Genomic DNA, 24,175 nt, shown 5'->3' on the forward strand with positions numbered 1-24,175 from the left:
CTTGCGGCGACCCGAAGTGGGTTCTTAGCTCAGTTGGTAGAGCAGCGGACTCTTAATCCGTAGGTCGTAGGTTCGAATCCTACAGGACCCACCACTTCTCCCCCCTTCCTCTTCTCTCGCCTGACGGACCTGCGCCGACAGCAGGAGCGCGTTCAATCGCGCCAACGGCTGGGCGCGGCAGCACGTGCACCGCCAGTGTGCCGGCCCCGCGTAGCCAAGCCGCTTGGCTGCGCGGCCTGGATCAGTACAGCGTCGCCCGCTGGCGCGACGGCAGCGCGGCGTCGTAGCCGGCGCCGTCGATGCCGCCGTCCGAGAGGGCTTCCAGCATCTCGCCAGCGGTTGGGACGCCGGCAGGACGGGCCGGCGCCCCGGACCACAGCCCCGAGCGCTGCATGGCCCTGGCGCACTGGAAGAACACCGCGTCGACGGAGATCACCAGCACGCAATGCGGCGCCTTGCCGCCGATGGTGAAGCGGTCCAGCAACTCGGGGGCCGTGCTGATCGAGGCCCGACCTCGCACCCGGAGGGTCTCGCCGACGCCCGGGATGAGGAAGAGCAGCGCCACGCGCGGATCGGCCAGGATGTTGCGCAGGCTGTCGATTCGATTGTTGCCGCGACGCTCCGGCAGCAGCAGGGTCTTGTCGTCCCGAACCACCACGAAGCCCGCGGGATCACCGCGCGGCGACGCGTCGAGGCCGCCGGGGCCGCTGGTGGCCAGCACCGCGAAGGGCGAGGCCTCGATCCAGCGCCGGTAGACCGGGTGGATGGCGTCGGTCTCCTTGCGCAGCGACGCTTCGCCCACCGTGCCGAAGAGTCCCAGCAGCTGCTCCAGGCTCGTGATCGCATGGGAAGATGACATCGCGCGACGCTATCGCGCGCCCCAGCCGCTCGTCAAGTGCTGGGGCCGCAAGCCGAGCGGCCCGCCCGCCTCCTGCAGCCCTGGACTGGACCCGGGCTGCTTCGGACGGTCTCAGGGCGCGCCGGTCGCCCGGAGGAAGTCGCCGACCTCGAGCAGCACCAGTTCGTTGTCGTCGGCACGTCCCGGGTCGCGGCTGGAGGAGAACGGCAGGTTGTTGTCGTTGCCCACGACGATGTGGCGCTCGTCCACCACGTCCACGTTCTCGATGGTGAAGAACGGGAACGCCAGGACCCCGTTGGTCAGCGCCTTGCGCGAGAGTTTGCCGGGGTCCGCGATCTGCAGCAGGTCGATGAAGCCGACCTTCCTGAGCGGCGCGTTGACGTTCGCCTCGGTCAGCTCCACCTTGTAGATGCGCTTGAACTTCGCGACGTCGTGGAAGCAGCCCGCCGCTTTCTGGCCGTCCGGGCAGGCCTTGTCGGCCGTACCCTCGCCGTTGTCGCGCTCGATGACCAGGCCCTGGGTGTCGCTGATCATGTTGAAGTCGCCGATGGCATGGTGGTTGGCTTCCAACACGTACTTCCAATGGCGGCCAGTCCACTTCTCGGTCTTCAGGTCGAACTCCAGCACGCGCAGGAACTGCCTGCCCTCCACGTTCTCGGCGGCCTTGGCCTGCTCGTCCCAGAGCGCGCCCTCCAGCAGGGCGTAGAGCTTGGTGCCATCCTTGCTGGCGGCCATGCCTTCGAAACCCTTGGAGCGGCGCACCTGGAAGGCCACCGTCTCGCCAGGCGCGCCGGGCGTGGTCACGGCCGGATGGTCGGGCGAACGCACCGCCTTGCCGTCCACCCGCGTGTCGAAGACAGCCACCACCCTGCCCTTCAGGGTGGCCTTGATCAGGAAAGGCCCGAACTCGTCGCCGATCCAGAAGTGATCGCCGGCGACCTGGACACTCTCGGTGTCGAAGTCGCTGCCGGTCAGGTACCGCATGGCCGTGCCTTCATGGACGATGCGGAACGGCACCTTGCGGTCCGGATCGTGCAGGAAGACGGTTTCCAGGCGCTGGAGGCGGCCGCCCTTGAAGTCCACCGCGTACCGGTTGAGGAACAGCATTGCGTCGGGCGAGTTGGCCTTGGCGCCGAAGCCGTTGTCCGTCAGCAGCCAGTAGCTGCCGTCGGCCATGCGCTTGATGCCCGAGTGCCCCTGGGCCGCCTGGCCCTGGAACGGAACCGACATCCCGGTCGGGCGGCCGCCCGACTGGCCCTCGACGCTGCCCAGCCTGTCGACCCGCACGCCGGTCGTGAACTTGCCGCTGACCTGCAGGTCGCGGGGCGCGTCCTGGGGTGCCGGGATGAAAGTGGCGGCCGGCATCACGGCATGGCCGGCCAGCGTCGCCGGAAACGCCTGCTGCGCGACAGTGGGAGCGGCCGCGAGCATGCACAGCCCGGCGACGATGGCAATTCCTGTTGGGTTCATGGAGCCTTGCGATTGGAAAAGCCGGGACATTGCCGGGCTCCCGTGACACAGCCATGAAAGACCACGTGGCTGCGGCGGCGCCGCTGATCGTCGCTTGCCGGGGCCACCGACGCAGACACATGTCCGGATCCGGCCGGAAGCCCGGCCGCTGCCGCCGTACTCTCACCCCATGGCACACCTTCCCCGAGAGCACTCCCGCCGGACGGCCGATGGTCCCGATGCCGCGGCGCGCCTGGCCGGCCACGACTGGGACCAGGTGGCAGACGGCCTCGACGAGGAGGGCGTCGCGGTGCTGCCCGGGTTGCTCGCGCCGGACGAATGCGATGGCCTCGCGAGGCTCTACGACGCTGGAACGCAGGCGTCCCGCAGCAGGGTGGTGATGGCGCACCACGGCTTCGGCCGGGGTGAATACAAGTACTTCGACCATCCGCTGCCGGACCTGCTCTCCCAGCTGCGGCGAGCGCTCTACGCCCGCCTGGTGCCCATCGCGAACCGCTGGAACACGTTGCTCGGGCTGCGGCCGCTGTATCCGGCCTCGCATGCCGACTACCTGGCGCAGTGCCACGCCGCTGGCCAGACCCGCGCCACGCCGCTGCTGCTGCGGTACGGGCCGGGCGACTTCAACTGCCTGCACCAGGACCTGTACGGCGACCTGGTGTTCCCCCTGCAAGTGGTGATCCTGCTGTCGGAGCCGGGCGTGGCTTTCGAGGGCGGCGAATTCGTGATGACGGAGCAGCGGCCGCGGATGCAAACCCGCCCGCTCGTGGTGCCGATCGGCCGAGGGGACGCGGCGGTGCTCGCCGTCCGCCATCGCCCGGTGCAGGGCGTTCGCGGCACCTACCGCGTCCACATGCGGCACGGGGTCAGCCGCGTGCGCCGCGGCACGCGCTTCACGGCAGGCCTGATCTTCCACGACGCCGCCTGAGGCAGCTCTTCCGGCGGCGCCGCATCTCGCTCCAGCGCCGCGCCCGGCGCCCCGGCAGCTCGGGCCGCGGTGTCCCAACTGATCCATCATCGGCAACGAAGAGCTCGGCCCCCAGCGGTCCCCCGAATGGCCGAGCCCCACTCGCCATCGCGGTAGCTGAGCCTTACACTCGCCTCGCAATCGCCGAGCAAGTGACTTTGCGCGTTCGCGCGCCGGGGAAGCCGATGAGAAGGAAGCCGGTCCAGCTGGATGTTCCCGAGGATCGATGGCCAGAGGACCTCGATGCGGCACACGTCGCTGGCGTCGACCTGCGCAACTGCAGGCACGGCGCCTTCGCGGTGCTGGCCCGGTTTGCCGCCCGCGCGCACGTCGAGGTGTGCCCATGATCGAGAGCGCCGACGACGTTCCGCGCGGCACCACGTTGCACGCCGACGTGTGCATCGTCGGGGCCGGTGCCGCAGGCATCACGCTGGCGTTGTCGCTGTCGGACCAGGGCCTGCAGGTGCTGCTGCTGGAGGCGGGCTCGCGGGCCCGCGACCGCCAGGCACAGGCGCACTACGAGGGAGAGGTCGCGGACGAGCGGATCCACAGCCCTGTGCACCGGTACCGCCTGCGCGGGCTGGGCGGCTCCACGAGCCTGTGGGGAGGCCGCTGCGTGCCCTACGACCCGATCGACTTCGAGCGCCGCTCCTTCGTGCCGGGCAGCGGATGGCCGATCTCGTACGAGGGCCTCCTGCCCTGGTACGCCAAGGCCAACACCTGGGTCGAGGCCGGCCGCTTCGCCTACGACGCGCGCACCGCCCTGCCCGAGGCGCCGCCGATGTTCGCCGGCTTCGACAGCGACATCGTGCGCACCCACAGCCTGGAGCGGTTCTCCTGCCCGACCGACTTCGGCAAGCGCTATCGCCGGCGGTTGGAACTGGCCCGCGACGTGCGCGTGCTCACCGGGGCGCACTGCACCGCCGTGCGGCTCGACGAAGAAGGCCGCAACGTGCGCGCGCTCGACGTGGCCACGCTGTCGGGGAACCGCTTGCACGTGTCGGCCAGGGCCGTCGTGCTCGCCACCGGCGGCCTGGAGACGGCACGGCTGCTGCTGCAATCGGACGACGTGGTGCCGCAGGGGATCGGCAACCGCTTCGACGTGGTGGGCCGCTACTACCAGTGCCACATCGCCGGCAACGTCGGCACGCTCACGATATTCGGCTCCACCCGGCAGGTGCGTCACGGCTACGAGATCGCAGCCGACGGCGTCTACTGCCGCCGCCGGCTCAGCATCGATCCGGCGATGCAGCGCCGGCATGGCCTGCACAACATGGTGGCGCGCCTGCACTTCCCGAAGATCACGGATCCGGCCCATCGCAGCGGCGTCCTGTCGGGGCTGTTCCTCGCGCGCAGCCTGGTGAGCTACGAGTACGCCAAGCGGCTGCGGGACACGGCACCCGTCCCCGCCGGGATGGTGGCCCGGCACATGTTCAACGTGGTCCGCGAGCCAGTGGAGATCGCGACGTTCCTCACGCACTGGCTGCGCCACCGCGCGCTTGCCCAACGCAAGTTCCCCTCGGTCATCCTGTCCAACCGGACCAACCGCTTCAGCCTCGAGGTGCACGGCGAGCAGCAGCCATACGCTGCCAGCCGCGTGCTGCTGGCGCAGGACGTCGACGCCCTGGGCATGCGCAAGCTTCGGGTGGACTGGCGCTACTGCCAGGCCGACGTGCAATCGGTCTCCCGCACCCTGACCCTGATCGCTGCGGAGATGGAACGCACCGGTGTCGGCCGCTACGAGTTCAACCCCGAGACGCTCGAGCAGGACCTCATGCGGTATGGCGCGTACGGAGGCCACCACATCGGCACGGCCCGGATGGGGACCCGCCCGGAGACCAGCGTGGTCGACACCGATTGCCGGGTGCACGATGTCGGCAATCTCTACATCGCAGGCAGCGCAGTCTTCCCGACATCCAGCCAGGCCAACCCCACCCTGACCATCGTCGCACTCGCCCTGCGGCTGGCGGACCGCCTCACCCAGCGGCTGCAGGCGCGCCGCGCGGCCGCGGTGCAGGTCTACGCCTGAACGGCACGTCGCCGGCGGTGTGCCACACCCGGCCGCGCCGCCGGGCGCAAGCGAACGCCGGGGGCCCGGTGCTCGCGTATCCGTCCTCGTCGCCAGGCCAGGCGGCGACCCAGGGCGACCGCTACTCGGGCACGTAGACGATGGCGCCGTCCTTCATCCGGTAGGCCGTGCCGGCCTTGGCGCCTTCGCCCTCGCCGATCTGGCCGCTGGCCTTGTAGCGCTCGATCTTCTCGCCCTTCTTCACCAGCATCTCCATGGTGGGGCGGCCCGGGTCGGTGATCACCGTCACGTCCTGCCTGCCGAAGGCATGGAGCATCGGGTTCTTGGCCACCGTGATCAGCAGCGCGGCGATGATCACCAGGAAGATGTCGATGATGTTCACCACCGACAGGATGGGATCGTCGTTCTCGGGCTCGTGCAGCAGCTTCAGGCTCATGCGGCACCCTTCCGCTGCAAGGCGACCAGTTCCTCCGCGAGCCAGCGCCGCCGGATGTTCGACACCCAGTAGGTGATGCTGGCGGCGATAAGAGCCAGGATCACCGCCGAGAAGGCCACCGTCAGGCTGTCCGACACCCGCGCCAGGTTTCCGTCGGCCAGCGCGCGCAGCGCCGGCCCCATCGGGATCATCGTGCCGACCAGGCCGAGCATGGGCGCGATGCGGCTGGCCAGGCGCTCCTTCTCGAGCAGGCGGTGCGCGACGAGATCGAGCTCGTCCTCCGTCGCGGTGGGCCGCTGCTGCACGTACCGGCGCAGCGGGTAGCCGGCCGGCGCCTGCGGGTCGCGCCGCTGCCAGGCCTGCACGGCGAAGCCTCCGAGCGCGTAGAGCGCGTACAGGAACAGCAGGGCGACCAGCGCCAGCACCGGCAGCAGGAACAGCTGGCCGACCTGGTACATGGCGGTTTCGATGGTGGAGCTCTCGATCATGTGTCTTCCTTCTTTCTCGTCCGTCGGGTCTTCTTCATCTGGAGGGGTCTGGCATCAGGCGCTGCGCCTCCACTGGCGGGCCGCACCCGCCAGCGGTGCGAGCAGCAGCAGCCCCATTGCCGCCGCGAACAGCGTGCCCACCGCCGGCTGCTGGACGACCTGTTCGAGCTGCATGCCGCGCACGCGAGGCGGCGGCGCCGGCGGCTCGGGCGGCGGTGCGGCCGCGGCCGCCGGTGGAGGCGCCGCCGCCCGGCTGGGCGTTGGCGCCGGTGTCGCAGCGGCCGCTGCCGCGGGGCGGGCGAGTCCGTGGCCCGACAACCCGACGTACCGCTGGAAGGTCGTGTTGTCGGTCCGCACGTCGTGCCGCCGCGCCAGGGCACGGTAGCCCTCCTTCAGTTCGCGCACCGTGGCCGGGTCGGCCTGCCAGTAGCCCTGGCGTGCCATCTCCAGCATGCGTTCCATCACCTGCGCGAGCGCATGGGGGTTCTCCCGCTCCATCCAGCGGCGCACGCCGATCCCGTGCCGGTCGCGCACGTAGACGTCCACGAAGGCCTGCCACTGGTCGTCGCGCACCACCTCCCGCGCCACCGTGGTCCAGCCCGTGAAGTTGTTGATGCCGTCCAGCACCTGCAGCGTGCCCGCGTAGCCCTCCTTCATGAGGCCCTCGATGTGGCCGGGGTGGAGGTTGCGGGTCGCCAGTTCCCGCGCCAGGAACTGGCCGGCCGCCTCCGCCTTGCCGGCGCCCGGTCCGCGCAGGTTGGAGATGAACAACTCCGGCGCCTTGCCGTCCAGGTGGCGCACCGCCGTGGCAATGCCGCCCAGGTATTGGAACGGATCGTCCGTCGTGAGCATGCCGTACAGGTTGGAGGTGCGCGCCAGCACCGCTGCCTCGGTGCCGCGCAGGTGCGTGGCGTAGAGGTTGAATCCAGGCTCGGCCTGGGTGCTCCCGGCATCGCGCGCCAGGTCGGCGCCGCTCTTGCCCCAGTCGGCCTCGGCCGGTCCGTAGGCGAACTGCATCTTGCGCAGGTAGAGCTGCGCCAGCTGGCGGTCGCCCTCCTCCATCGTCTTCCAGGTGTCGGTGGCGAGCGCGGCATCGTCCAGCCCCGATCCATAGCTGCCCGAGGCGGACGCGAAGATGCGCGTCTGCGCCGCGCTGCGGGCCGCCTCCGCGCGCCAGCCCTGCGCGACGAGCCGCTGCGCGATCGACACCGCATGCTGCGCTACCGCGTTGTCCGGCTCGTCCGTCGCCTCCGATGCCAGTTGCGCTGCGCGGGCCAGCTGCCGCATCACGTTGGGAAAGTGGTCGCGGTAGAGGCCGGTGGCCGAGAGCACGACGTCGATGCGCGGACGCCCGAGCGTGGCCCGCGGCACCAGCTGGACACCGGTCACGCGGCCGCCTGCATCCCACACCGGCTCCACGCCCAGGGCCCACAGGGCCTGCGCCTCCAGCAGGCCCTGGTGGCGCATGGTCTCCACCGACCAGAGCGTGAAGGTCAGCTTGGACGGCGCCCGGCCGGTCTTCTGCTGCTGCGCCGCGACCAGCTGCTCCAGCGCCGCCTTGCCGGCTTCCCAGGCGGCGCGGGTCGGCACGCGCGAAGGATCGAAGCCGTAGAGGTTGCGGCCCGTCGGCAGGCTGTCCGCGTTCTTGATCGGATCGCCGCCGTAGGAGGTGGGCACGTAGCGCCCGTCCAGCGCTGCGAGCAGCCCACGCGTCTCCCCCTGCGCGCCCAGGTCCGCGTACCAGCGGCGCGCCTGCTCCAGTTGCGCACGCAGCGCCGGCGGCAGCCCCGCGGCATCGCCACTTTCCATCACGTGCCGGCGCAGCAGCCGGTACGGGGCCGTGTCCTTCATGCGGGTGTAGTCGGCGATGATCGCCTCGTCCGCTTCCCCGGGGTTCCCCGTGGCGGCGTTCGCAGCCGCCTCCCAGAACGGACGCCCCAGCATCATCATCACCGTGTAGAGGCGCCCTTCCTCGCCGGCGCCGCGACCGAAGGTGTGCAGGCCCAGGGGCTGCACGGTCTCGGCCAGCTCGTGCAGGTGGTCGTGCAGCACCTGCACGAAGCGCGGGAAATCCGCCCGGATGCGATCGCGGCTCCAGCCCATGTCCTGGTCCAGCCGCTCCCGCAGCCCCGCGGCGATCACCTGCTCCTGCAGCCGCTCCTTCACCCCGCCGTCCACCTGCGCCAGCCAGGCGTGCAGGTCGTCGTGCAGCTGCGTGAGCACCCGGTGCAGGCCGGCCGGCGCCATCGCCGGCGTCTGGTGGCTGATGTTCACCGCCCGGCCACGCCGCTTGGTCTGGGTCGCCTCGCCGATGTTGTCGACGATGTACGGATAGACCACGGGCAGGTCGCCCAGCGCCAGCAGCGGGAAGTCCTCCACCCGCAGGCCACGCTCCTTGCCGGGCAGCCACTCCTTCGTGCCGTGCGTGCCGTAGTGCACCAGCGCGTCGGCCCGGAAGCCGGCACGCAGCCACAGGTAGCTGGCCATGTACGAGTGGGGTGGCGCGGCGCTGGTCGAGTGGTAGAGCTCCTTGGTCCTGGCATCGAGCCCGCCGCCGGTCGGCTCGCCGCGCGGGGGTTGCGGCAGGATGACGACGTTGCCGAGCTTCAGCCGCGGCACCACGAAGTGCGGCCGTCCGGCCCGTGTGACGAGCAGCACGGATTGCTCGGGGCGGCCGGCGTGCGCGAGCCAGGCGTCGCGCTGGGGCGCCGGCAGGTCCGCGAGCCATCGGCGGTACTCGGCGAGCGGCAGCAGGTCGGCCAGGCCGTCGCGCAACAGCTCCTCCAGCTCCTGGGCCACGCGGGCGGGCCGGTAGTAGGGGCGCAGCAACCGCTGCAACTGCAGGGTGAGCATCGCCGCATCCGGCACCTCGGTGCGGTAGCCCTGGGCCTGGAGCGCTTCCAGCGTGGCCTGCAGGCTGGTCGGCAGGTTCATGAACGACGCGCCCAGGTTCTTCTCGCCCGGCGGGTAGTTCCAGAACATGATCGCCACCTTCCTGTGCGCCCGGTCCTGGTGCTGCAGGCGTGCCAGCGCCAGCGCCTTGGCCACCACGGCTTGCGCCTGCGGAGCAATGGCGCGCAACTGCTCCGAGCCTTCGGTGGCAGCGGCCACCATCACGTCGTGCACGCCCGCGTACTCCGGTTGCGACAGGTAGAAGGGCACGTCCGCCAGTGCGATGCCGGCCGGATCGCGCAGCCAGGCGTCACGGTCGCCCTGGCGGTACGCCATGGCCTGGATGACGGGAATGCCGAGCGCCTCGAACTCGGCACGACGGCCTTCCGGGTTCAGCATGATCTGCGTGTTGACCAGCACGTTGGCCAGGGTCCGGCCCGCGGGCGCCAGCACGTCGGTGATGTCGCGCTTGCCCATCACCGGGCTGTAGAAGGCCAGCGGCACGGCGCCGGCCGCTTCGATGCGGGCGATCAGGTCGTCGATGAAGCCGGTCTGCGCGGACGCCACCGCCTGCTGGTGAAAGGCGATGGCGACGACGGGCCGGCCGGCCGTGCCGCCCTTCCAGTCCAGGTAGGCCGCCGTCTCGGCGAACACCAGCCCGGGCGCCGCCGGGTGGTAGATGCCAGTGGCCGGAAACACCTGCGGCGGCGCAGTGGACTGCCACGGCCGGCCGCCCAGGTAGGCCCCGGCAGCCGCGAAGAAGTTCGTGCTGTTCGCGGGCCCGCCGTTCACGTAGTACGCGTGCAGCTGCCGGGCCAGCTCGTCCGGCAGGTGCTGCCAGGTCGGCTCCCTGGCGTGCAGCCACACGGCCGGCGTGCCCGAGCGGGCCAGGGCCGGCACCGCCGGCGCCAGCCGGGCGGCGATCTGGTCGCGGATGTGGTCGCGCGGCGCGTCGAAGAACACCATGTCGTGCCCTTCCCAGAGGCTGGCATCGATGCGCGCAAGCTTCTCGACGAAACGCGCTTCCACCACGATGCCGTGCGGCTGGGCTGCCTGCGCCAGCATCTGGAACTTGCCGGGCGCGATCGGGCTGGTGGTCACGAACAGCAGGGAGGCGGCGATGGCCGGGCAGCCGGCCGCGAAGCCGGCCACGGCCAGCAGGGCGCGCAAGAGCCGCCGCCAGCGGGCCGTGCAGGTGTCGAGGAAGCGTCGCATGGCGCGCGTCAGAAGCTGTGGGTGACGCTCACCTTCCAGTGGCGTCCCGGCTGCGTGAAGGCGTCGACGATCGCGCTGGACGCCGCCAGGTCGCGCACGTCGGCCCATTCCACGTACTTCTTGTCGAACACGTTGCCCAGTCCGACGTTCAGGAGCGTCGCCTTGCTGAAGCGGTACCACCCGGCGAGGTCGGCCACCCCGTAGCCACCCGGCGTGACGGTGGTCGGGCTGGGGTTGCGCTTCTTGCGTTCCGCCGCGGTCAGGCGGCCCTCCAGCCCCCAGCGGGCGTTCGGCTCGTAGCGGGCGCCGAGGACGACCTTGTCGGGATCGATGGTGGCCAGCGGCGTGGTCGCGCCGTGGTCCTTCACGTCGCCGCGCGCATGGGCGTAGGCGGCCGAGAGGCTCGTGCCGCGCGCCACTTCCCAGTGCACGCGCGCCTCGAAGCCGCTGATGGTCACGTCGTTCAGGTTGATCGACTGGAAGACATCCGGCGCGGGCGCGGTGTTCTCCCGCACCAGCACGTTGCTGGCGATGAAGTCCTTGTAGCGGTTGCGGAACACGGCAACGCTGTAGCTGCTGCTCCCGTTCCCCAGTTGCCCGCGCACGCCCGTCTCGAACGAGTTGCTCGTCTCGGCCTTGAGCGACGGGTTGCCGATCGAGGTGTAGGGGTTGGGGGCCGTCAGGTTGGTCACCCCGCCGTTGACCTGGCCGGGCCGGGGTGCACGGAAGCCGTGGGCGTACTGGCCGAACAGCTGCAGGGCCGGCGCGAGCCGCCAGACCGCGCCTAGCTTGGGCGACAGCTCGGAATCGCTCAGGGGTGACGGGGCCGCGGCGTTGTTCACCGTGTAGAGCGCATCGGGTCTGGGCGTCAGCTTGAAGCTGTCGTAGCGCAGGCCGGGCGTGACGCTGACCGCTCCGAGCCGGATCTCGTCCTGCACGAAGGCGCCGAGCACGCGGTAGTCGGTGTCCGGGAAGCTCTTGTTCGGCACGAAGGCGCCGCCGGAGCTGTTGAACCCTACCTTCATCGAATGCACGTCGGTGAGCGAGGCATCCACCCCGTAGACCAGGCGGTGCTGGGACTGCGCGCCGAGGTAGCTCTCCAGCTGCACGCTGCCGCCGACGGTGTCCTCCCCGTAGTCGGTGTCGCGGGTGCGCACCAGCGGTGCGGCCGAGCGCGCCTCATACCCGTACTGGGCGTTCAGCGCCCGCTGCACGTAGAGCGACGTCGACAGCACGTCGTACCAGGCGGCAGCGGGCGTGTGGCGGTAGTCCAGCTTGAGCAGGTCGCGTCGGATGTCCTCCCGCACGTTCACGTCGGTCAGGGTCGCGGCGGCGAACGGATCGCCGAAGAAGCTCAGGACGTCGGTCTCGTTGCGCCGGCGGATGCTCTCGGCCGTGAGCTTGAACCGGTGGTGGCGGCTGGGGTCGAACTGGAGCTTGCCAAGGAAGTAGTTGCTCTCGGTGTCGGCGGGGTTGGGCGTGGTGCGGGTGACATTGGCAGCGTTGTTCGTGCCCATGTTCTCGGTCTCGTGGCCACGCCGGAAGCTGCCCAACAGGAATCCCTGGATCTCCTGCCCCTGGAACGCGACGCTCGGCGCGAGCTGGGTCGACCGGTCGACGCTCGCGTAGCCCGTCTTCAGCGTGAACTGCAGGGGTTTGCCGAGGGTGAGAAAGTCGCCAGGCTCCTTGGTGACGAAGGTCACGGCGCCGGCCAGGCCGTCGGAGCCGTACTGCGTGCTGGAAGCCCCGCGCAGGATCTCGACGCGGCGGTAGCCTTCGGGATCGATCATGTCGCCGCGGCCGGCCGCGTACGGGCCGCTCGCATAGGTGGACGGGAGGTTGACGCCGTCCACCTGCAGGCGGACCTGGTCCCCCTCGAGGCCGCGGATGTTCACGCCCTCGTTGCCACCCCGCCCCACCGCGCTGAAGACGCCCGAGGCCCGGTTCGGCAACGCGCGGACCGAGACGCCGACCTCTCCCTTGAGCAGGTCTTCGAGATCGCCCGGGTTCTGCTCCTGGATCTCCTGCGCGCCGATGCTGGTGATCGTGGCGGGGACGGCGTCGGCATCCTGCTCGACGCGGCTGCCGCTGACCACCACGGGCTTGAGTGCCCCCTCCGGCGCGGGCTTGCCCACGCTGGCGTCCTGCGCGCAGACGGGAAAAGCGCCCCAGGCGAGCGCGATGCAGAGCGTGAGTTTGGACAGGCGCAGGCCTGCCACGTCGTTGCGTTTCTTCATTCCATGTCCATTCCGGTTGTCGGCTGGCTGGACATGGCGACGCGGCGCCCGGGGGTCTCTGCTGGCTTCCCCGCGACTATACCGTAATGCGAATCACTCTCATTTGAAGGCAATCACGTTCCAGAGAACGTGCCCGTTGCCTCACTCGGCCGCCTTGAAGGATCGCGGGAAGACGGTCGGCTCTCGACGATCACGCAAGCGGAAGCCTTGGGCCACGCGCCCGCCCATCGAGACGGTTCCAGCCTCCTCCAGGAAGCCGGCATCGAGCATGCGGCGACGGAAGGCGCTCTTGTCCAAGGCTCGACCGAGCACGACCTCGTAGACGTGCTGCAGTTGCGGCAGTGTCATGGGCTCGGGCAGGAGGAAGGCGGGCAACGAGGTGTACTCCACCTTTCCGCGCAGCCGCTCCACTGCCGCCTGCAGGATCTCCCCGTGGTCGAACGCAAGGCTCATCCCGAGCGCCTCGTCGACCGGCGCCCACATCGTCGGCAGGAACGTACCGTCCTCCTGCGACTCGACCCGCAACTCGAGGTGTCCGATCGGCGCCAAGGCGAAGTAGGCGTGCGTGGCGGACCAGCCGCGCGGGTCCCGGTCGGCGCTGCCCCAGCTCCCCAACTGCTCGAGGTAGGGCGACGAGACGCCCGTCTTCGCCTTCAGCTTGCGCCTGGCGCACTGGAGCAGATCGCGGTCCTGCCCCACATCGATGAAGCCGCCCGGCAGTGCCCAACGGCCGGGGAAAGGCTCGCCGCGTGTTTCCGGTCGTTGGACGAGCAGCACGTGCAACTGTTCGTCCAGCACCGTGAAGATGATGACGTCGACCGTGACGAGCGGACGCTCGAACCGCAACTCGACACCCACGTGCTTCTGGATCCTTGCCATGTCCTTGACTTCCACGATTTTGGTTGTACTATACAACCATCAAAGTTGCACAGTGCAACCTACTACAGGAGGGCCTTTCCCGTGCGCAACCAGCTGCTGATCATCGACCCCCAGAACGATTTCATGGACATTCCTGGCGCCGCCCTGCCGGTGGTGGGTGCCGCCCGGGACATGGAGCGCCTGGCTCATCTGATCGATGCGGCCGGCTGGAGGATCGACGGGATCACGGTGACGCTCGATTCGCACCACAGCGTGGGAATCGAGCGCCCGGGCATGTGGCGAACCGGCGATGGTGGCGAGGTGGCACCGTTCACCACGATCCGGGCGTGCGACGTGCGCAACGGCAAGTTCCTGCCGCGCGAGGCCGGCGACCTTCCTCGGGTACTGTCCTACCTCGACGCGCTGGAGGCAGGCGGGCGGTACAGCCTGATGGTCTGGCCGCCGCACTGCGAGATCGGCACCTGGGGGCACAACATCCAGGAGGATGTCCGCGCAGCGTACAACCGCTGGGAACGCGCAAAGCTCCAGCCCGTGCACAAGGTCTTCAAGGGAATGAATGCCTGGACCGAGCACTACAGCGCCTTGCAGCCCGAGGTGCCCGACGTGCAGGACCCGCTGACCCAACGCAACGACAGTCTGATCGCGAGGCTCGACCAGGCCGACACGGTCCTGATCGCCGGAGAGGCCTCCAGCCACTGCGTCAAGGCGACAACGGAGCACCTCGCCAGCCACCTGCCCTCGGGCAGGGCTTCCAAGATCGTGCTGCTGCAGGACTGCATGAGCCCCGTCGCGGGATTCGAGGAGCAGGCGCGACAGTTCCTGGCCACCATGCAGGCGATGGGAGCCACCGTCACGACGAGCCAGGAGTGGCTCCGGTCGTAGGCACGATCAACGCGCGACATCAGGAGGACACATGCCCCTCATCCAGAGCCTGCTGGACACCGATCTGTACAAGTTCACCATGTGGCAGGCAATGCTGCACCGGAATCCACAAACAACGGCCGCATACGAGTTCGTCTGCCGCAATGCGCCGCAATTCCATCTCGGCGATCTCGCCGCGGAGCTGAATTCGGAACTGGACCACCTGTGCACGCTGCGCTTTGCCGAGGACGAGTTGGCCTACCTCTCGGGCCTGCGCTTCATCAAGAGCGATTTCGTCGACTTCCTGCGCCTGTTCCAGTTCCAGCGCCGCTTCATCGACGTGCGCGTGGAAGACGGCCAGTTGCGCGTGCGTGCCGCCGGTCCGCAGGTCCACGTGATGTTCTTCGAGATCTTCGTGCTGGCCATCGTGAACGAGCTGTACTTCACCCGTCTGGGCGGCCAGAAGACGGCGATGGCCGAGGGACGACGCCGCCTGGATGCCAAGATCGGCAGCCTCCAGGCCTTCGGTCGCAGCGCGTCGCGCCGCCACCCGCTCGAGCTCTTCGACTTCGGTGTGCGCCGGCGCTACTCGGGCGCCTGGCAGCGCGAGGTGGTGACGGCGCTGCGGGACCGGCTACCCGGCCAGTTCAAGGGCACCAGCAACGTCTTGCTCGCCCGCGACCTGGGCCTGGTGCCGATCGGAACGATGGCTCACGAGTACCTGCAAACGTACCAGGCGCTCGGCGTGCGCCTGCGCGACTTCCAACGCGCCTCGCTGGAGGCCTGGGTGCAGGAGTACCGCGGCGACCTGGGGATCGCCCTGACCGACGTGGTGGGCATGGACGCGTTCCTGGCGGATTTCGACCTGTACTTCGCCAAGCTCTTCGACGGCTTGCGGCACGACTCGGGCGACCCGCTCACCTGGGGCGAGAAGGCGCTGGCGCACTACGAGCGGCTGCGGATCGATCCGCACACCAAGCGACTGGTGTTCTCCGATGGCCTCACCGTGGACCGCGCACTGCGGATCTACGACGCCTTCGCCGACCGCGTCCAGCTGGGGTTCGGCATCGGCACGCACCTCACCAATGACATGGGCCTGCAGCCGATCAACATCGTGATGAAGCTGGTCGAAGCCAACGGCCAGCCGGTGGCCAAGCTTTCCGATGCGCCCGGCAAGACGATCTGCCGTGACGAGACGTTCCTGGCCTATCTGCGCCAGGTGTTCGGCGTGCGTGAGTTGCAGGCCGCGTGAGGAGGACGACCGATGCTCAGGATCCAGATCGCCCAGATCAACCCGACGGTGGGAGACCTGGTCGGGAACGTCCGACTGATGACGGACGCCGCGCGCGCTGCGCGGACGCAGGATGCGCAGATGGTCGTCTTTCCGGAGCTGGCGCTGACCGGGTACTACCCTGGCGATCTCCTCGATGACCCATCGTTCCTCCGCCGGGTGGACGAAGCCTTCGGCGAGCTTCTCCTGGCCAGTCGCCAGATTTCCTCGGTGCACTGGGTGATCGGAATGCCCGTTGCAAAGGCTGGGCCAGGCAAGCCACTGCACAACGCACTTCGCGTGGTGTGCGGGGGCGAAGTCCTGCTGGAGTACGCCAAGCAGCTCCTGCCCACCTACAACGTCTTCGACGAACGCAGGCACTTCGAGCCGGGACCGGACACGGCCCGGGTGTTGCCGGTCGCGGGTGCCCGCGTGGGCTTCCTGATCTGCGAGGACGGATGGGCGGGCGAGGGAACGGAGTACGCGCTGAACCCCTTCGACCGGCTGCGCGATGCGGCGCCGGACCTGGTGGTCTCCATCCACGCCAGCCCCTCGAATGTGGGCAAGCGCGAGCAGCGCCACCACGTCTTCGCCGCGGCCGCGCTCCGCACACGGTTGCCCATCCTCTACGTGAATCAGGTCGGTGGACACGACCAGCTGGTCTATGACGGCGGCTCGTTCGCAGTCGAGGCGGACGGGCGGGTGGTCTGGGAGGCGGCTCGCTTTTCCACGCATCTGGAGGCGATCGATTTCGAGACGGGCCGCTTCCTTCGGCGCGGGGACTTGCCGTCACCGGTTCCGGTCGAAGGCCTCCCGACCCTGGCGTTCTACCGTGAGCAGATCGTGCTAGGCATCCGCGACTATGCGCGCCGATGCGGGTTCGAGAAGGCTGCAGTCGGGTGCTCGGGCGGCATCGACTCGGCCCTGACGCTGGCCCTTGCCGCCGAGGCACTAGGCCCGCAGAACGTGCTGGCCATCACGATGCCGTCGCGGTTCTCGTCGCCAGGGTCCGTCTCCGATTCGCAGCAGCTGTGCCGGAATCTTGGGATCGAGCTGTTGGAGCATCCGATCGGGGCGATCGTGAGCTCCTTCGAGTCAGCCTATGCGCAGAGCAGTGGAGCGGCCCTGCAGGGCATTGCGCTCGAAAACCTCCAGGCACGCGTCCGCGGTACCGTCCTGATGGAGATTTCCAACAGCCTCGGACACCTGGTGCTGACGACGGGCAACAAGAGCGAGATCTCGGTGGGCTACTGCACGCTGTATGGCGACACCAACGGCGGCCTGGGTCCACTGGGCGACCTCTACAAGGTCGAGGTGTTCGCACTGGCGCGGCACCTGAACGAGGCGGCCGGCCGCGACCTCATTCCGGCGGCGATCATTGACAAACCTCCGTCCGCGGAACTCGCGCCGAATCAGCAGGACACCGACAGTCTCCCGCCCTACGAACTGCTGGACCAGGTCCTGAAGCTGCACATCGAGGGATCGCGCCTGGCCGACTGGGAAGCGGAAACCGCTCGACGCTGCGTCGACGGCCTACTGTCCACGCCAGAAGGCGCTGCGCTGGTGCAGCGCATTCACAGGATGGTGGCCCGCAACGAGTACAAGCGGCGCCAGTCGCCGCCCATCATCCGGGTGCGCTGCCGCGCATTCGGCTCCGGCCGGCAACTGCCGATCGCGGCCGTCTATCCGTGAGGAGATCATCCATGACCCAGACCCATGACACCGCCGTGTGCATCGGGCGCTTTCAGCTCCTGCACAACGCCCAGCTTGCACTGATCCGCCGGGCCCTCGAGCTGGCGCCCAAGTGCGTCGTGGTGATCGGCTCGGCGCACCAGGCCCGGTCGCCAAAGAACCCCTTCACCTGGCAGGAGCGGGCCGACATGGTCCGGCTGGCCTTGGCAGAGAACGAGCGCGCCCGGACCGTGTTCGTGCCGGTGCGGGACTTCTACGACCAGGAGCGCTGGGTGCAAGCGGTGCGCAAGGAGGTCGTTCAGGCTGCCGGCGGGGACCAGGCCCGGGTGGTGCTGGTGGGGCACCGCAAGGACCCCACGAGCGAATACCTGAACAACTTCCCTGCCTGGGAGCTGGACGACCCAGGCCTGCAGGGCGATCTGCATGCGAAGGCGCTCAGGGCGGCATTGTTCGCGACCCCCAGCATGCCGGCGGCACTGGCCGCGATCGCCGGCCAGGTTCCGCCGTCCACGGTGGAGTTCCTGCGCGCATGGACGCAGCTCCCCTTCTTCGAGCAGCTACGCGACGGCTGGCAGCAACTGGCTGCCGAGCACGACAGGTGGGCCGACTCGCCCTATCCGCCCGTCTTCGTCACCGTGGACGCCCTGGTGCGCATGGGGGACCATGTGCTCCTGATCCGCCGGGGACGTGCACCAGGCCGCGGCCTGCTGGCGCTCCCAGGCGGGTTCATCGAGCAGCGCGAGACGGTGTACCAATCTGCCCTGCGCGAGCTTGCGGAGGAAACGGGCCTGCGCCTGCTTCCCTCCGAGATGGCCACAGCCCTCAAGGAGGTGCGCGTCTTCGACCATCCCGACCGCAGCCAGCGGGGCCGTGTCATCACGCATGCGCACTACTTCGCGTTCGGCGCACGCATGCTGCCCGAGATCATCGGAAGCGATGATGCAGCGGACGCGATGTGGGTTCCGATTGCGCAACTGACTTCCTTGGAAGACCAGTTCCATGACGACCACTTCCACATGCTCGATGCTTTCCTGGGCCTCACATGAGACGGACCCACGGGCGACACAGGCCGACGCTGGAACCCAGACGGGAACCAGGGGCGGCTGAGCGCCGAGCGGAAAACTGACGACCGTACCCCTACTGCCGTGGGTGCTGGTCACGCCGCCGGCCGCGATTCGCACCTGGGCAGCTTGTTGCCGACGCCGTCGTAGAACGTGGTGTCGCCGCTGGCGGTGGTGACGAGGTCGGCGCCCAGGTTTTGCACCACCAGCAGGCCTTGCCCACATCCACGTAGACGCCCTGCCCGTTGGGGTCTCCTGGGCAAGTACATCCGGACGAACCGCGAAGCGTTGAGCGGCTAAACAGGCCGGGATATCTCCGGATGTATGGAAGACAGGCCCGATCAGGGCCTGAACGGCCGCGCGCGCACGGCGCGTCAACTCCTCCATCACCGCCCATGAAGACCGAATCGCGCTTCGACCAGCTGATCGCCGACGGCCTTGCCGCGAGCCACGATGGCCGCGACGAGGCCGCACTCGCATTCTTCTCGGAGGCCGGTGCCCTGGCGCCGACATCCGGCGTGCCCTCGTTCCTGATCGCCGCCGAACACGCGGGCGCCGGCAACATGGAAGCCGCGGAAGCGGCCTTCGCCGACGCCGTGCTGCTGGCCCCGGGCTTTCACATGGCGCGCTACCAGCTCGGCCTGCTCCAGTTCAGCGCAGGACGGGACGCGGTCGGCCTGCTCACCTGGCAGCCTCTGCTCGACCTGGCTGCTTCCGACCCCCTGCACCACTTCGTGCGTGGCTTCGCGGCCCTGGTGCAGAACCGATTCGAGGACGCGTTGCACCACTATCGTGTCGGGCTGGCCTGTGAGCAGCCGGCTCCGGCCGTGTCCGCGGACATCCAGAAGATCGTGCAGCAGGTCGAGCGACTCGCGCATCCAGACGAGCAGGTTCCAGAGGCCGCCGAGGACGCCGGGGCCAGCCACGTCCTGTTGTCGGGCTACGCGCGCGGGTTGCACTGAGCCGGCGCCCATGACTGCCATCGACGCCAGCCATCGTCTTGCGCTGTTGCTGCGCACCCAGGTCTCGGCCTTCAAAGCTCCCCAGGCCGCACATCCGAAGCGCAAAACAGCTTCGCACGGAGCCGGCCCGCCCGCCGACGTTGCGGCGCTGGCGGCGCGGCGGATCCAGGCCTTGTCGCCGGAAGACCCTGATCGCAAGCGCAAAGCCCTGCGGATCTTCCTCGAGTGCCTCTTGCTGCAGCAGTTCGGTCAAGACCTGCTGCGGGACTCGTCGTTTGCCGAGATGGTGGACTCGGTGCAAGTCCAGATGGAGGCGGACCGCGAGGTCGCGGCAGCAGCCGCAGCGCTCAGCGAGATCCTGCTGGCAGACCCGGCCCGACGCTAGCGGTCCGGGCGGGGCCGGCTGAGCGCGATCTCTGCCGGGCTTGGGACCCGGGTCACCCAGTCGCCTGCCGATCGGGGGTCTGGCAGATGCCGCGTCAGGGGGATCTCGCGCGCCTCGACGCCGCCATGCAGGCGCAGCCGTTGCCAGAGCTGGGCCTCGCCTGCCCTGGCACGTGCAGCGGCGGAGCAGACCACGGCCATGTCAGTGGAACGAGCCGACCAGTGCCTTGAGCACGAGGCTCCAGCCATCCACCAGGATGAACATGAGGATCTTGAGCGGCAAGGCGACCGTGGAGCGCACGCTGGTAGTTGATCTTCTGCGCGAACTCGGTCATGCCGAACTCGGCGTTGTTGAACAGCTCCAGCCCGACGGCACCATGCAGCGGCAGATCCTTGCCCATGAGCTTCAGGCGAGTGGCATGCACGTGCGTCTTGTCGACCAGCAGAGTGGTTCCAGCGTCGGCGACGGTGTAGGGCACCTTCTGGCGATCCAGCTCCGCCGCCATGACCGCCGCATCTTCGGGCTTCAAGTCAGAGAACAGCACGGCCGACTCCACTCGCAGCAGCCACCATCCGGCCACCAAGGTCGCCAGCGCGATGGCCGCGGCGCCAGCCAAAAGACCAATCCTTGCGCGCCGCTCCAGCGCGTCCCACCAGACGTTCATGTCGTCCCCCCTTGTTGCCCCGAGTCGCCGCGCCGCCGCTTCAGACCTGCATCCGCATCACTTCCTGGTACGCCTCGAGCACGCGGTTGCGCACCTGCAGCGTCAGCTGGAACGCGATGCGACTCTCCTCCAGCCGCACCATCACCTCGTGCAGGTTCTGGGCGTCGCCCAGCGCGAGCTGCTGCAAGTCGAGCTGGCTCGTCTTCAGCTGCTCGTTGACTCTCTGGAGCCCTTCGGCCACCAGCTGGCCGAACGGCTCCTGCACGCCCTGCATGGCGACGGGCAGCGCCTGCGACAGCGGCGCGACGCCCGGCACCTCGTCGTGCACGCCCAGACTCTGGATGGCCTCGATGTTCATGCGTTCCGTCCGATCTCCAGGGCCTTCAGGGCCAGGGTGCGGGCCGTGTTCAGGGCCGCTACGTTGGCTTCGTAGGCGCGGGTCGCACTCATCATGCTGACCATCTCCGCCGCGGTGTCCACGGCGGGATAGGCGACGAGACCCTGCACGTTCGCGAGCGGATGGCCGGGTTCTGGCGCAAGCCTCGGTGCGACGGCCATCGGCTCGACGCTCGCGGTCGGCAAACCTGCTCCCTCGAGGCCGCTGTCGACCAGGCTGCCGAACGATGCGGCATGCGCCGCGAGGGCAAGCACGCGCAGTGGCCGATAGCCGGCGGTGGCCGGGTCCTGCACGGTGTTGGCGTTGGCCAGGTTCATGGCGGCGACCTCGACCCGGGTCCGCTCCACGGCCATCCCGGCGGCACTGACGGCAAACGACTGGAGGTAGTCCATGGCTATTTCTTCCCGTCGGCCGCGGCAGCGGCCAGGATGGAGAGGTGGCGCGACAGGCCTTGCGTGAGGGCCTGGTACTGCACGGCGTTGCGCGCCATCTCGGCCATCTGCACGTCGACCTGCACCTTGGCCGGCTGGCCGTCGGCCTCGAGGACCGGCTCAAGTTCGATGCGGACGCCGGCCAGGGCAAACGGATCCAGGCCGCCCATGTCCCTGAGAACCTGCCGGGCTTCCGCCAGATGGCTCTCGAACGCGAGCCGCACGGGCGTGTAGCCCTCGATGCCCGCATGGGCGATGTTCGCGGCGATGGCCTGCTGGCGCCGGCTGGCGGCCTCCAGTCCAAGCGACAGCGCTGCGGTCGTGATCGCTTCCAGTTGCTGGTTCACTGCATTGCTCCTTCCATGTCCGTCACTGGATCACCAGGTCCCCATGCAGGGCGCCGGCGGCCTTCACCGCACGCAGGATCGAGATGATGTCCCGCGTGCTTGTCTTCATCCGGGCGAGCGACTGCACCAGGTCCGAAACAGTGCCCGCGCTCGCGAGGAAGCCCACGCCCGTCGGCTCGGCCACGTCCAGCTGCGTGTTGCTCACCACCGCCGTCACCACACCCGGGCCGGTGCGGTCCAGGAAGGAGGGTTGTGACACGCTGTTCTGCGTGGCGATGGTCACCTTCAGGTCGCCGTGCGAGATCGACACCGGCGAGATCTGCACGTCGCCGCCTGCGACGACGGTCCCGGTGCGCTCGTTGATCACCACGCGGGCGCGCCGATCGGGCTCGACCAGCACGCTCTCGAGGCGCGCGAGGAAGGCAACCGGCTCGTCGCGCAGGCTCTGCGGCACTTGCACCTCGATGCCGGCCGCATCCCGTGCCCGCGCGAGGCCGCCGCCCAGCTGCGTGTTGATCGCCGTGGCAATGCGGCTGGCCGTCGTGTAGTCGGGCTCGGCGAGCACGAACATCACCTGGCTGCGCGCCTGGGGCGCTTCCATGCCGACTTCCACCGTCGCGCCGTTCGGGATGGAGCCTGCGGTCGGATGGTTCTTCTGCAAGACGTTGCCGTTCGCGTCGTACCGATGGCCGCCGATGGACACCGGCCCCTGCGCCAGCGCGTAGACCCGGCCGTTGGGAGCCCGCAGCGCGGTGAGCAGCAGGTTGCCGCCCAGCAGGCTGCGGGCGTCGCCGCTGGAGGCGACATGGACATCCAGCGTGTCACCTTCGCGTGCGAAGGCCGGCAGCTGCACACTGACCATCACGACGGCGACATTGCGGCTGTTCACCTGTTCCGGCGCGACGGTGAGGTTGAACTGCGAGAGCACGTTGGACAGTGCCTGGCGGGTGGCGCGATTGCCAGGCGAATCGCCAGTGCCGGCCAGCCCGGTGACGATTCCGGTGCCGACCAGCACGTTGTCGCGCCAGCCCTGGACCTTGCCGAGGTCCTTGACGCGCAGCGGGGCCGCCGCGGCCGTGCAGGCGAGGAGCGCCAGCGCGAGGAAGCGCATTGCCGGGCGGACGAGCAGGAAGGCCTCCATGTCAGAACCCCAATGCGTCGACCAGCTGGCGCCACCAGCCGCGCCGCTGGCGGTCGGTCAGGTCGCCTTCGCCGATGTAGGTGATCCTGGCGTCGGCGATGCGGGTGGACTGCACCACGTTGCCATCGCTGATGTCGATCGGCCGGACCAAGCCTTCCAGCGTCACCCGCTGCAGTTCGTCGTTGACGGTGACCGACTGGGTCCCGGCGATGCGCAGTTGCCCGCCGGGCAGCACCTCCTGCACGGTCACCGTGACAGTCGTGAGCAGTCGGCTGGCCCGCTGCGTGCGTCCCCCGCCATCGAAATCACCGGCAACGCGCACCTGGGTCTGGGCGACGGGCACGGCGCCATGGGCGAGTTCCGCGTTGAGGTTGTTGCTGCGGCGGGTCCCGGTGTCGGCGCTGGTCACGGCGCTGGAGTTCTCGTAGACCTGCACGGTCAGCGCGTCGCCGGGCCGGAACGCCTTGTTGTCGGCGGTCAAGCCGCGCCAGATCTCCTCCCGGAACAGGCTCTGGGCCTGGACGGGGAGCAGCCCCGCCCACAGGACGAGCGCCATGGCGCCAGCGGCAATGCATCTCATCGCGCGATCTCCAGCTGACCGGGGCCGAGGACGCGGGCGGTGACTTGCGCCATGGCACCGGGCTGGCGCACCCGCACGCTGTCGCCCGCGCGGCCGTCCTGCAGCACTTCGACCCGCGTCTCCGACAGCACCGTGCCGACGCCAGAATGCAGGGAAGCCCACTGTCCTCTGAGCACCGCCGGGGCCGTGCCGAGGTCCGGCGATCGCAGCACCCCGCCTGCCGGAACCGCCCGGCGCAGCCATGCGCCTTCTCCGGAAGATGGAAACGCTGGCGCCGAGCCCTCCAGCTTCGCCACGTCCACCTCCTGGTGCAGCAGGTCGGCTGCCTCCAGGGGCGCCCTGGGCCCGAGGTCGTGCGCTGCCGTTGCATGGGTGCGCCATGCCTGGACCGAGAACGACACCGGCACGGCGCGGACGAAGCGCCCGTCCGCTGCCACATCGACCCACACCACCATGCGGCTGCGCACCGGCGCAGCGCCCAGAGGACGTGGCTGGAGCCGCACCTGGCCCTGAGGTACTTCGACCGCGCGGGGAACCCACGCGATCTCGACTTCGCTGCGTTCGCTGCGGATTGCGAGCCACTCGCGCAGAGCGCCCATCGCGGCGGCAGCCACCTGCTCGCCGAGCACCGGGCGGCTGTCCGTCACGACCTGGCTGCGGGCAGGGCCGGACCAGGCGATCGTGGCCGGCTTGCGCAAGCGCTGCTGCACCCATGCGGCGAGGGCCTCCCGTTCCAGGACGACGCCCTCTCCTGCTGCCGGCGCCCGACCGAGCGGGAGATCCACGAGCGCGCGCATCAGGTCTAGGTCCTGCCCCTGGATCGTTGCCACCTGCCCCAGGACCACGGCGCCGGCACCCACCCGCGCCTGCGGCAGCAGCTCGATGGCCACGTGGGACGCAAACACCTGGCCGCTC

22 protein-coding genes and 1 tRNA gene are annotated in these 24,175 nt (G+C 69.3%); 9 read left to right on the top strand and 14 right to left on the bottom strand.

The window, feature by feature from the left end:
- The first annotated feature begins 18 nt into the window (after window positions 1–18).
- A tRNA-Lys gene (locus VFE82_RS19845) sits at window positions 19–94 on the top strand.
- A gap of 147 nt (window positions 95–241) precedes the next feature.
- On the opposite strand, the gene VFE82_RS19850 is transcribed toward VFE82_RS19845, so the two are convergent.
- Together VFE82_RS19850 and VFE82_RS19855 are read right to left on the bottom strand one after the other, a co-directional pair.
- Window positions 242–859, bottom strand: a complete 618-nt coding sequence (locus VFE82_RS19850) for a pyridoxamine 5'-phosphate oxidase family protein (protein WP_325002076.1) — start codon at window positions 857–859, stop codon at window positions 242–244.
- Between the two features lie 111 nt (window positions 860–970).
- Window positions 971–2,290 (bottom strand): esterase-like activity of phytase family protein, encoded by a 1,320-nt coding sequence (locus VFE82_RS19855; RefSeq protein WP_325002102.1) that lies wholly within the window; start codon window positions 2,288–2,290, stop codon window positions 971–973.
- 208 nt (window positions 2,291–2,498) lie between these two features.
- On the opposite strand from VFE82_RS19855, the gene VFE82_RS19860 reads away from it, so the two are divergent.
- Window positions 2,499–3,254: a 2OG-Fe(II) oxygenase gene (locus VFE82_RS19860; protein WP_325002077.1), complete on the top strand. Its 756-nt coding sequence runs from the start codon at window positions 2,499–2,501 to the stop codon at window positions 3,252–3,254.
- A 382-nt stretch (window positions 3,255–3,636) separates the two neighbouring features.
- Window positions 3,637–5,322 (top strand): GMC family oxidoreductase, encoded by a 1,686-nt coding sequence (locus VFE82_RS19865; RefSeq protein ID WP_325002078.1) that lies wholly within the window; start codon window positions 3,637–3,639, stop codon window positions 5,320–5,322.
- Window positions 5,323–5,443: 121 nt separating this feature from the next.
- Here the strand turns inward: VFE82_RS19865 and VFE82_RS19870 are convergent, their stop codons facing one another.
- The 5 genes from VFE82_RS19870 to VFE82_RS19890 form a co-directional block, all read right to left on the bottom strand.
- On the bottom strand, window positions 5,444–5,752 hold the full coding sequence (locus VFE82_RS19870) for a DUF2149 domain-containing protein (protein ID WP_325002103.1): 309 nt from the start codon (window positions 5,750–5,752) through the stop codon (window positions 5,444–5,446).
- Window positions 5,753–5,754: 2 nt separating this feature from the next.
- Window positions 5,755–6,246 carry a MotA/TolQ/ExbB proton channel family protein gene (locus VFE82_RS19875; RefSeq protein ID WP_325002079.1) on the bottom strand — a complete coding sequence of 164 codons (492 nt, stop codon included), beginning with the start codon at window positions 6,244–6,246 and terminating at the stop codon, window positions 5,755–5,757.
- A 54-nt stretch (window positions 6,247–6,300) separates the two neighbouring features.
- Window positions 6,301–10,353: a cobaltochelatase subunit CobN gene (cobN, locus tag VFE82_RS19880; protein WP_325002080.1), complete on the bottom strand. Its 4,053-nt coding sequence runs from the start codon at window positions 10,351–10,353 to the stop codon at window positions 6,301–6,303.
- A gap of 8 nt (window positions 10,354–10,361) precedes the next feature.
- The gene (locus VFE82_RS19885) at window positions 10,362–12,590 is read right to left on the bottom strand and encodes a TonB-dependent hemoglobin/transferrin/lactoferrin family receptor (RefSeq protein WP_325002081.1); all 2,229 of its coding nucleotides are present in this window, start codon (window positions 12,588–12,590) and stop codon (window positions 10,362–10,364) included.
- A gap of 141 nt (window positions 12,591–12,731) precedes the next feature.
- Complete coding sequence (locus VFE82_RS19890; protein ID WP_325002104.1) at window positions 12,732–13,469, bottom strand: NUDIX hydrolase; 738 nt, start codon at window positions 13,467–13,469, stop codon at window positions 12,732–12,734.
- A gap of 123 nt (window positions 13,470–13,592) precedes the next feature.
- Here VFE82_RS19890 and VFE82_RS19895 point away from each other — a divergent pair, with 123 nt between their 5' ends.
- From VFE82_RS19895 to VFE82_RS19920, 6 genes are all read left to right on the top strand, one after another.
- Window positions 13,593–14,351: a cysteine hydrolase gene (locus tag VFE82_RS19895; protein WP_325002105.1), complete on the top strand. Its 759-nt coding sequence runs from the start codon at window positions 13,593–13,595 to the stop codon at window positions 14,349–14,351.
- 31 nt (window positions 14,352–14,382) lie between these two features.
- Window positions 14,383–15,582, top strand: coding sequence for a nicotinate phosphoribosyltransferase (gene pncB / locus VFE82_RS19900; protein WP_325002082.1), 1,200 nt, complete (start codon window positions 14,383–14,385; stop codon window positions 15,580–15,582).
- A 12-nt stretch (window positions 15,583–15,594) separates the two neighbouring features.
- Window positions 15,595–17,292, top strand: a complete 1,698-nt coding sequence (locus VFE82_RS19905; protein ID WP_325002083.1) for an NAD+ synthase — start codon at window positions 15,595–15,597, stop codon at window positions 17,290–17,292.
- A gap of 11 nt (window positions 17,293–17,303) precedes the next feature.
- Window positions 17,304–18,338: a bifunctional nicotinamide-nucleotide adenylyltransferase/Nudix hydroxylase gene (locus VFE82_RS19910; protein ID WP_325002084.1), complete on the top strand. Its 1,035-nt coding sequence runs from the start codon at window positions 17,304–17,306 to the stop codon at window positions 18,336–18,338.
- A 410-nt stretch (window positions 18,339–18,748) separates the two neighbouring features.
- Complete coding sequence (locus tag VFE82_RS19915) at window positions 18,749–19,315, top strand: hypothetical protein (RefSeq protein ID WP_325002085.1); 567 nt, start codon at window positions 18,749–18,751, stop codon at window positions 19,313–19,315.
- Window positions 19,316–19,325: 10 nt separating this feature from the next.
- Window positions 19,326–19,700 (top strand): hypothetical protein, encoded by a 375-nt coding sequence (locus VFE82_RS19920; protein WP_325002086.1) that lies wholly within the window; start codon window positions 19,326–19,328, stop codon window positions 19,698–19,700.
- Between the two features lie 94 nt (window positions 19,701–19,794).
- Here VFE82_RS19920 and VFE82_RS20055 read toward each other — a convergent pair whose 3' ends face one another.
- Genes VFE82_RS20055 through flgA form a run of 7 tightly spaced genes read right to left on the bottom strand, consistent with a single transcriptional unit; the run spans window position 19,795 to window position 24,165 of the window.
- On the bottom strand, window positions 19,795–20,364 hold the full coding sequence (locus tag VFE82_RS20055; protein ID WP_422662647.1) for a hypothetical protein: 570 nt from the start codon (window positions 20,362–20,364) through the stop codon (window positions 19,795–19,797).
- Between the two features lie 40 nt (window positions 20,365–20,404).
- Window positions 20,405–20,722 (bottom strand): flagellar hook-basal body complex protein FliE, encoded by a 318-nt coding sequence (gene fliE / locus VFE82_RS19935; RefSeq protein WP_325002087.1) that lies wholly within the window; start codon window positions 20,720–20,722, stop codon window positions 20,405–20,407.
- Window positions 20,719–21,153, bottom strand: coding sequence for a flagellar basal body rod protein FlgC (gene flgC / locus VFE82_RS19940; protein ID WP_325002088.1), 435 nt, complete (start codon window positions 21,151–21,153; stop codon window positions 20,719–20,721). The genes fliE and flgC overlap by 4 nt, the downstream gene beginning before the upstream one ends.
- Before the next feature lie 2 nt (window positions 21,154–21,155).
- Window positions 21,156–21,539, bottom strand: coding sequence for a flagellar basal body protein (locus VFE82_RS19945; RefSeq protein ID WP_325002089.1), 384 nt, complete (start codon window positions 21,537–21,539; stop codon window positions 21,156–21,158).
- Between the two features lie 22 nt (window positions 21,540–21,561).
- A complete protein-coding gene (locus VFE82_RS19950; RefSeq protein ID WP_325002090.1) occupies window positions 21,562–22,680 on the bottom strand; it encodes a flagellar basal body P-ring protein FlgI in 1,119 nt (372 codons plus the stop codon).
- A gap of 1 nt (window position 22,681) precedes the next feature.
- Window positions 22,682–23,236 carry a flagellar basal body L-ring protein FlgH gene (locus VFE82_RS19955; protein WP_325002091.1) on the bottom strand — a complete coding sequence of 185 codons (555 nt, stop codon included), beginning with the start codon at window positions 23,234–23,236 and terminating at the stop codon, window positions 22,682–22,684.
- A gap of 20 nt (window positions 23,237–23,256) precedes the next feature.
- Window positions 23,257–24,165, bottom strand: a complete 909-nt coding sequence (flgA, locus tag VFE82_RS19960; protein ID WP_325002092.1) for a flagellar basal body P-ring formation chaperone FlgA — start codon at window positions 24,163–24,165, stop codon at window positions 23,257–23,259.
- Window positions 24,166–24,175: the final 10 nt, after the last annotated feature.

This window comes from Ramlibacter sp., assembly GCF_035655895.1.
Lineage (GTDB): Bacteria > Pseudomonadota > Gammaproteobacteria > Burkholderiales > Burkholderiaceae_C > Ramlibacter.

Bases quoted from the DNA above. Each gene is read 5' to 3' on its own strand.
- VFE82_RS19850 (WP_325002076.1), bottom strand. From the start codon at position 859: ATGTCATCTTCCCATGCGATCACGAGCCTGGAGCAGCTGCTGGGACTC.
- VFE82_RS19855 (WP_325002102.1), bottom strand. From the start codon at position 2,290: ATGCTCGCGGCCGCTCCCACTGTCGCGCAGCAGGCGTTTCCGGCGACG.
- VFE82_RS19860 (WP_325002077.1), top strand. From the start codon at position 2,499: ATGGCACACCTTCCCCGAGAGCACTCCCGCCGGACGGCCGATGGTCCC.
- VFE82_RS19865 (WP_325002078.1), top strand. From the start codon at position 3,637: ATGATCGAGAGCGCCGACGACGTTCCGCGCGGCACCACGTTGCACGCC.
- VFE82_RS19875 (WP_325002079.1), bottom strand. From the start codon at position 6,246: ATGATCGAGAGCTCCACCATCGAAACCGCCATGTACCAGGTCGGCCAG.
- cobN (WP_325002080.1), bottom strand. From the start codon at position 10,353: ATGCGACGCTTCCTCGACACCTGCACGGCCCGCTGGCGGCGGCTCTTG.
- VFE82_RS19885 (WP_325002081.1), bottom strand. From the start codon at position 12,590: ATGAAGAAACGCAACGACGTGGCAGGCCTGCGCCTGTCCAAACTCACG.
- VFE82_RS19890 (WP_325002104.1), bottom strand. From the start codon at position 13,469: ATGGCAAGGATCCAGAAGCACGTGGGTGTCGAGTTGCGGTTCGAGCGT.
- VFE82_RS19895 (WP_325002105.1), top strand. From the start codon at position 13,593: ATGGACATTCCTGGCGCCGCCCTGCCGGTGGTGGGTGCCGCCCGGGAC.
- pncB (WP_325002082.1), top strand. From the start codon at position 14,383: ATGCCCCTCATCCAGAGCCTGCTGGACACCGATCTGTACAAGTTCACC.
- VFE82_RS19905 (WP_325002083.1), top strand. From the start codon at position 15,595: ATGCTCAGGATCCAGATCGCCCAGATCAACCCGACGGTGGGAGACCTG.
- VFE82_RS19910 (WP_325002084.1), top strand. From the start codon at position 17,304: ATGACCCAGACCCATGACACCGCCGTGTGCATCGGGCGCTTTCAGCTC.
- VFE82_RS19915 (WP_325002085.1), top strand. From the start codon at position 18,749: ATGAAGACCGAATCGCGCTTCGACCAGCTGATCGCCGACGGCCTTGCC.
- VFE82_RS19920 (WP_325002086.1), top strand. From the start codon at position 19,326: ATGACTGCCATCGACGCCAGCCATCGTCTTGCGCTGTTGCTGCGCACC.
- VFE82_RS20055 (WP_422662647.1), bottom strand. From the start codon at position 20,364: ATGAACGTCTGGTGGGACGCGCTGGAGCGGCGCGCAAGGATTGGTCTT.
- fliE (WP_325002087.1), bottom strand. From the start codon at position 20,722: ATGAACATCGAGGCCATCCAGAGTCTGGGCGTGCACGACGAGGTGCCG.
- flgC (WP_325002088.1), bottom strand. From the start codon at position 21,153: ATGGACTACCTCCAGTCGTTTGCCGTCAGTGCCGCCGGGATGGCCGTG.
- VFE82_RS19950 (WP_325002090.1), bottom strand. From the start codon at position 22,680: ATGGAGGCCTTCCTGCTCGTCCGCCCGGCAATGCGCTTCCTCGCGCTG.
- VFE82_RS19955 (WP_325002091.1), bottom strand. From the start codon at position 23,236: ATGGCGCTCGTCCTGTGGGCGGGGCTGCTCCCCGTCCAGGCCCAGAGC.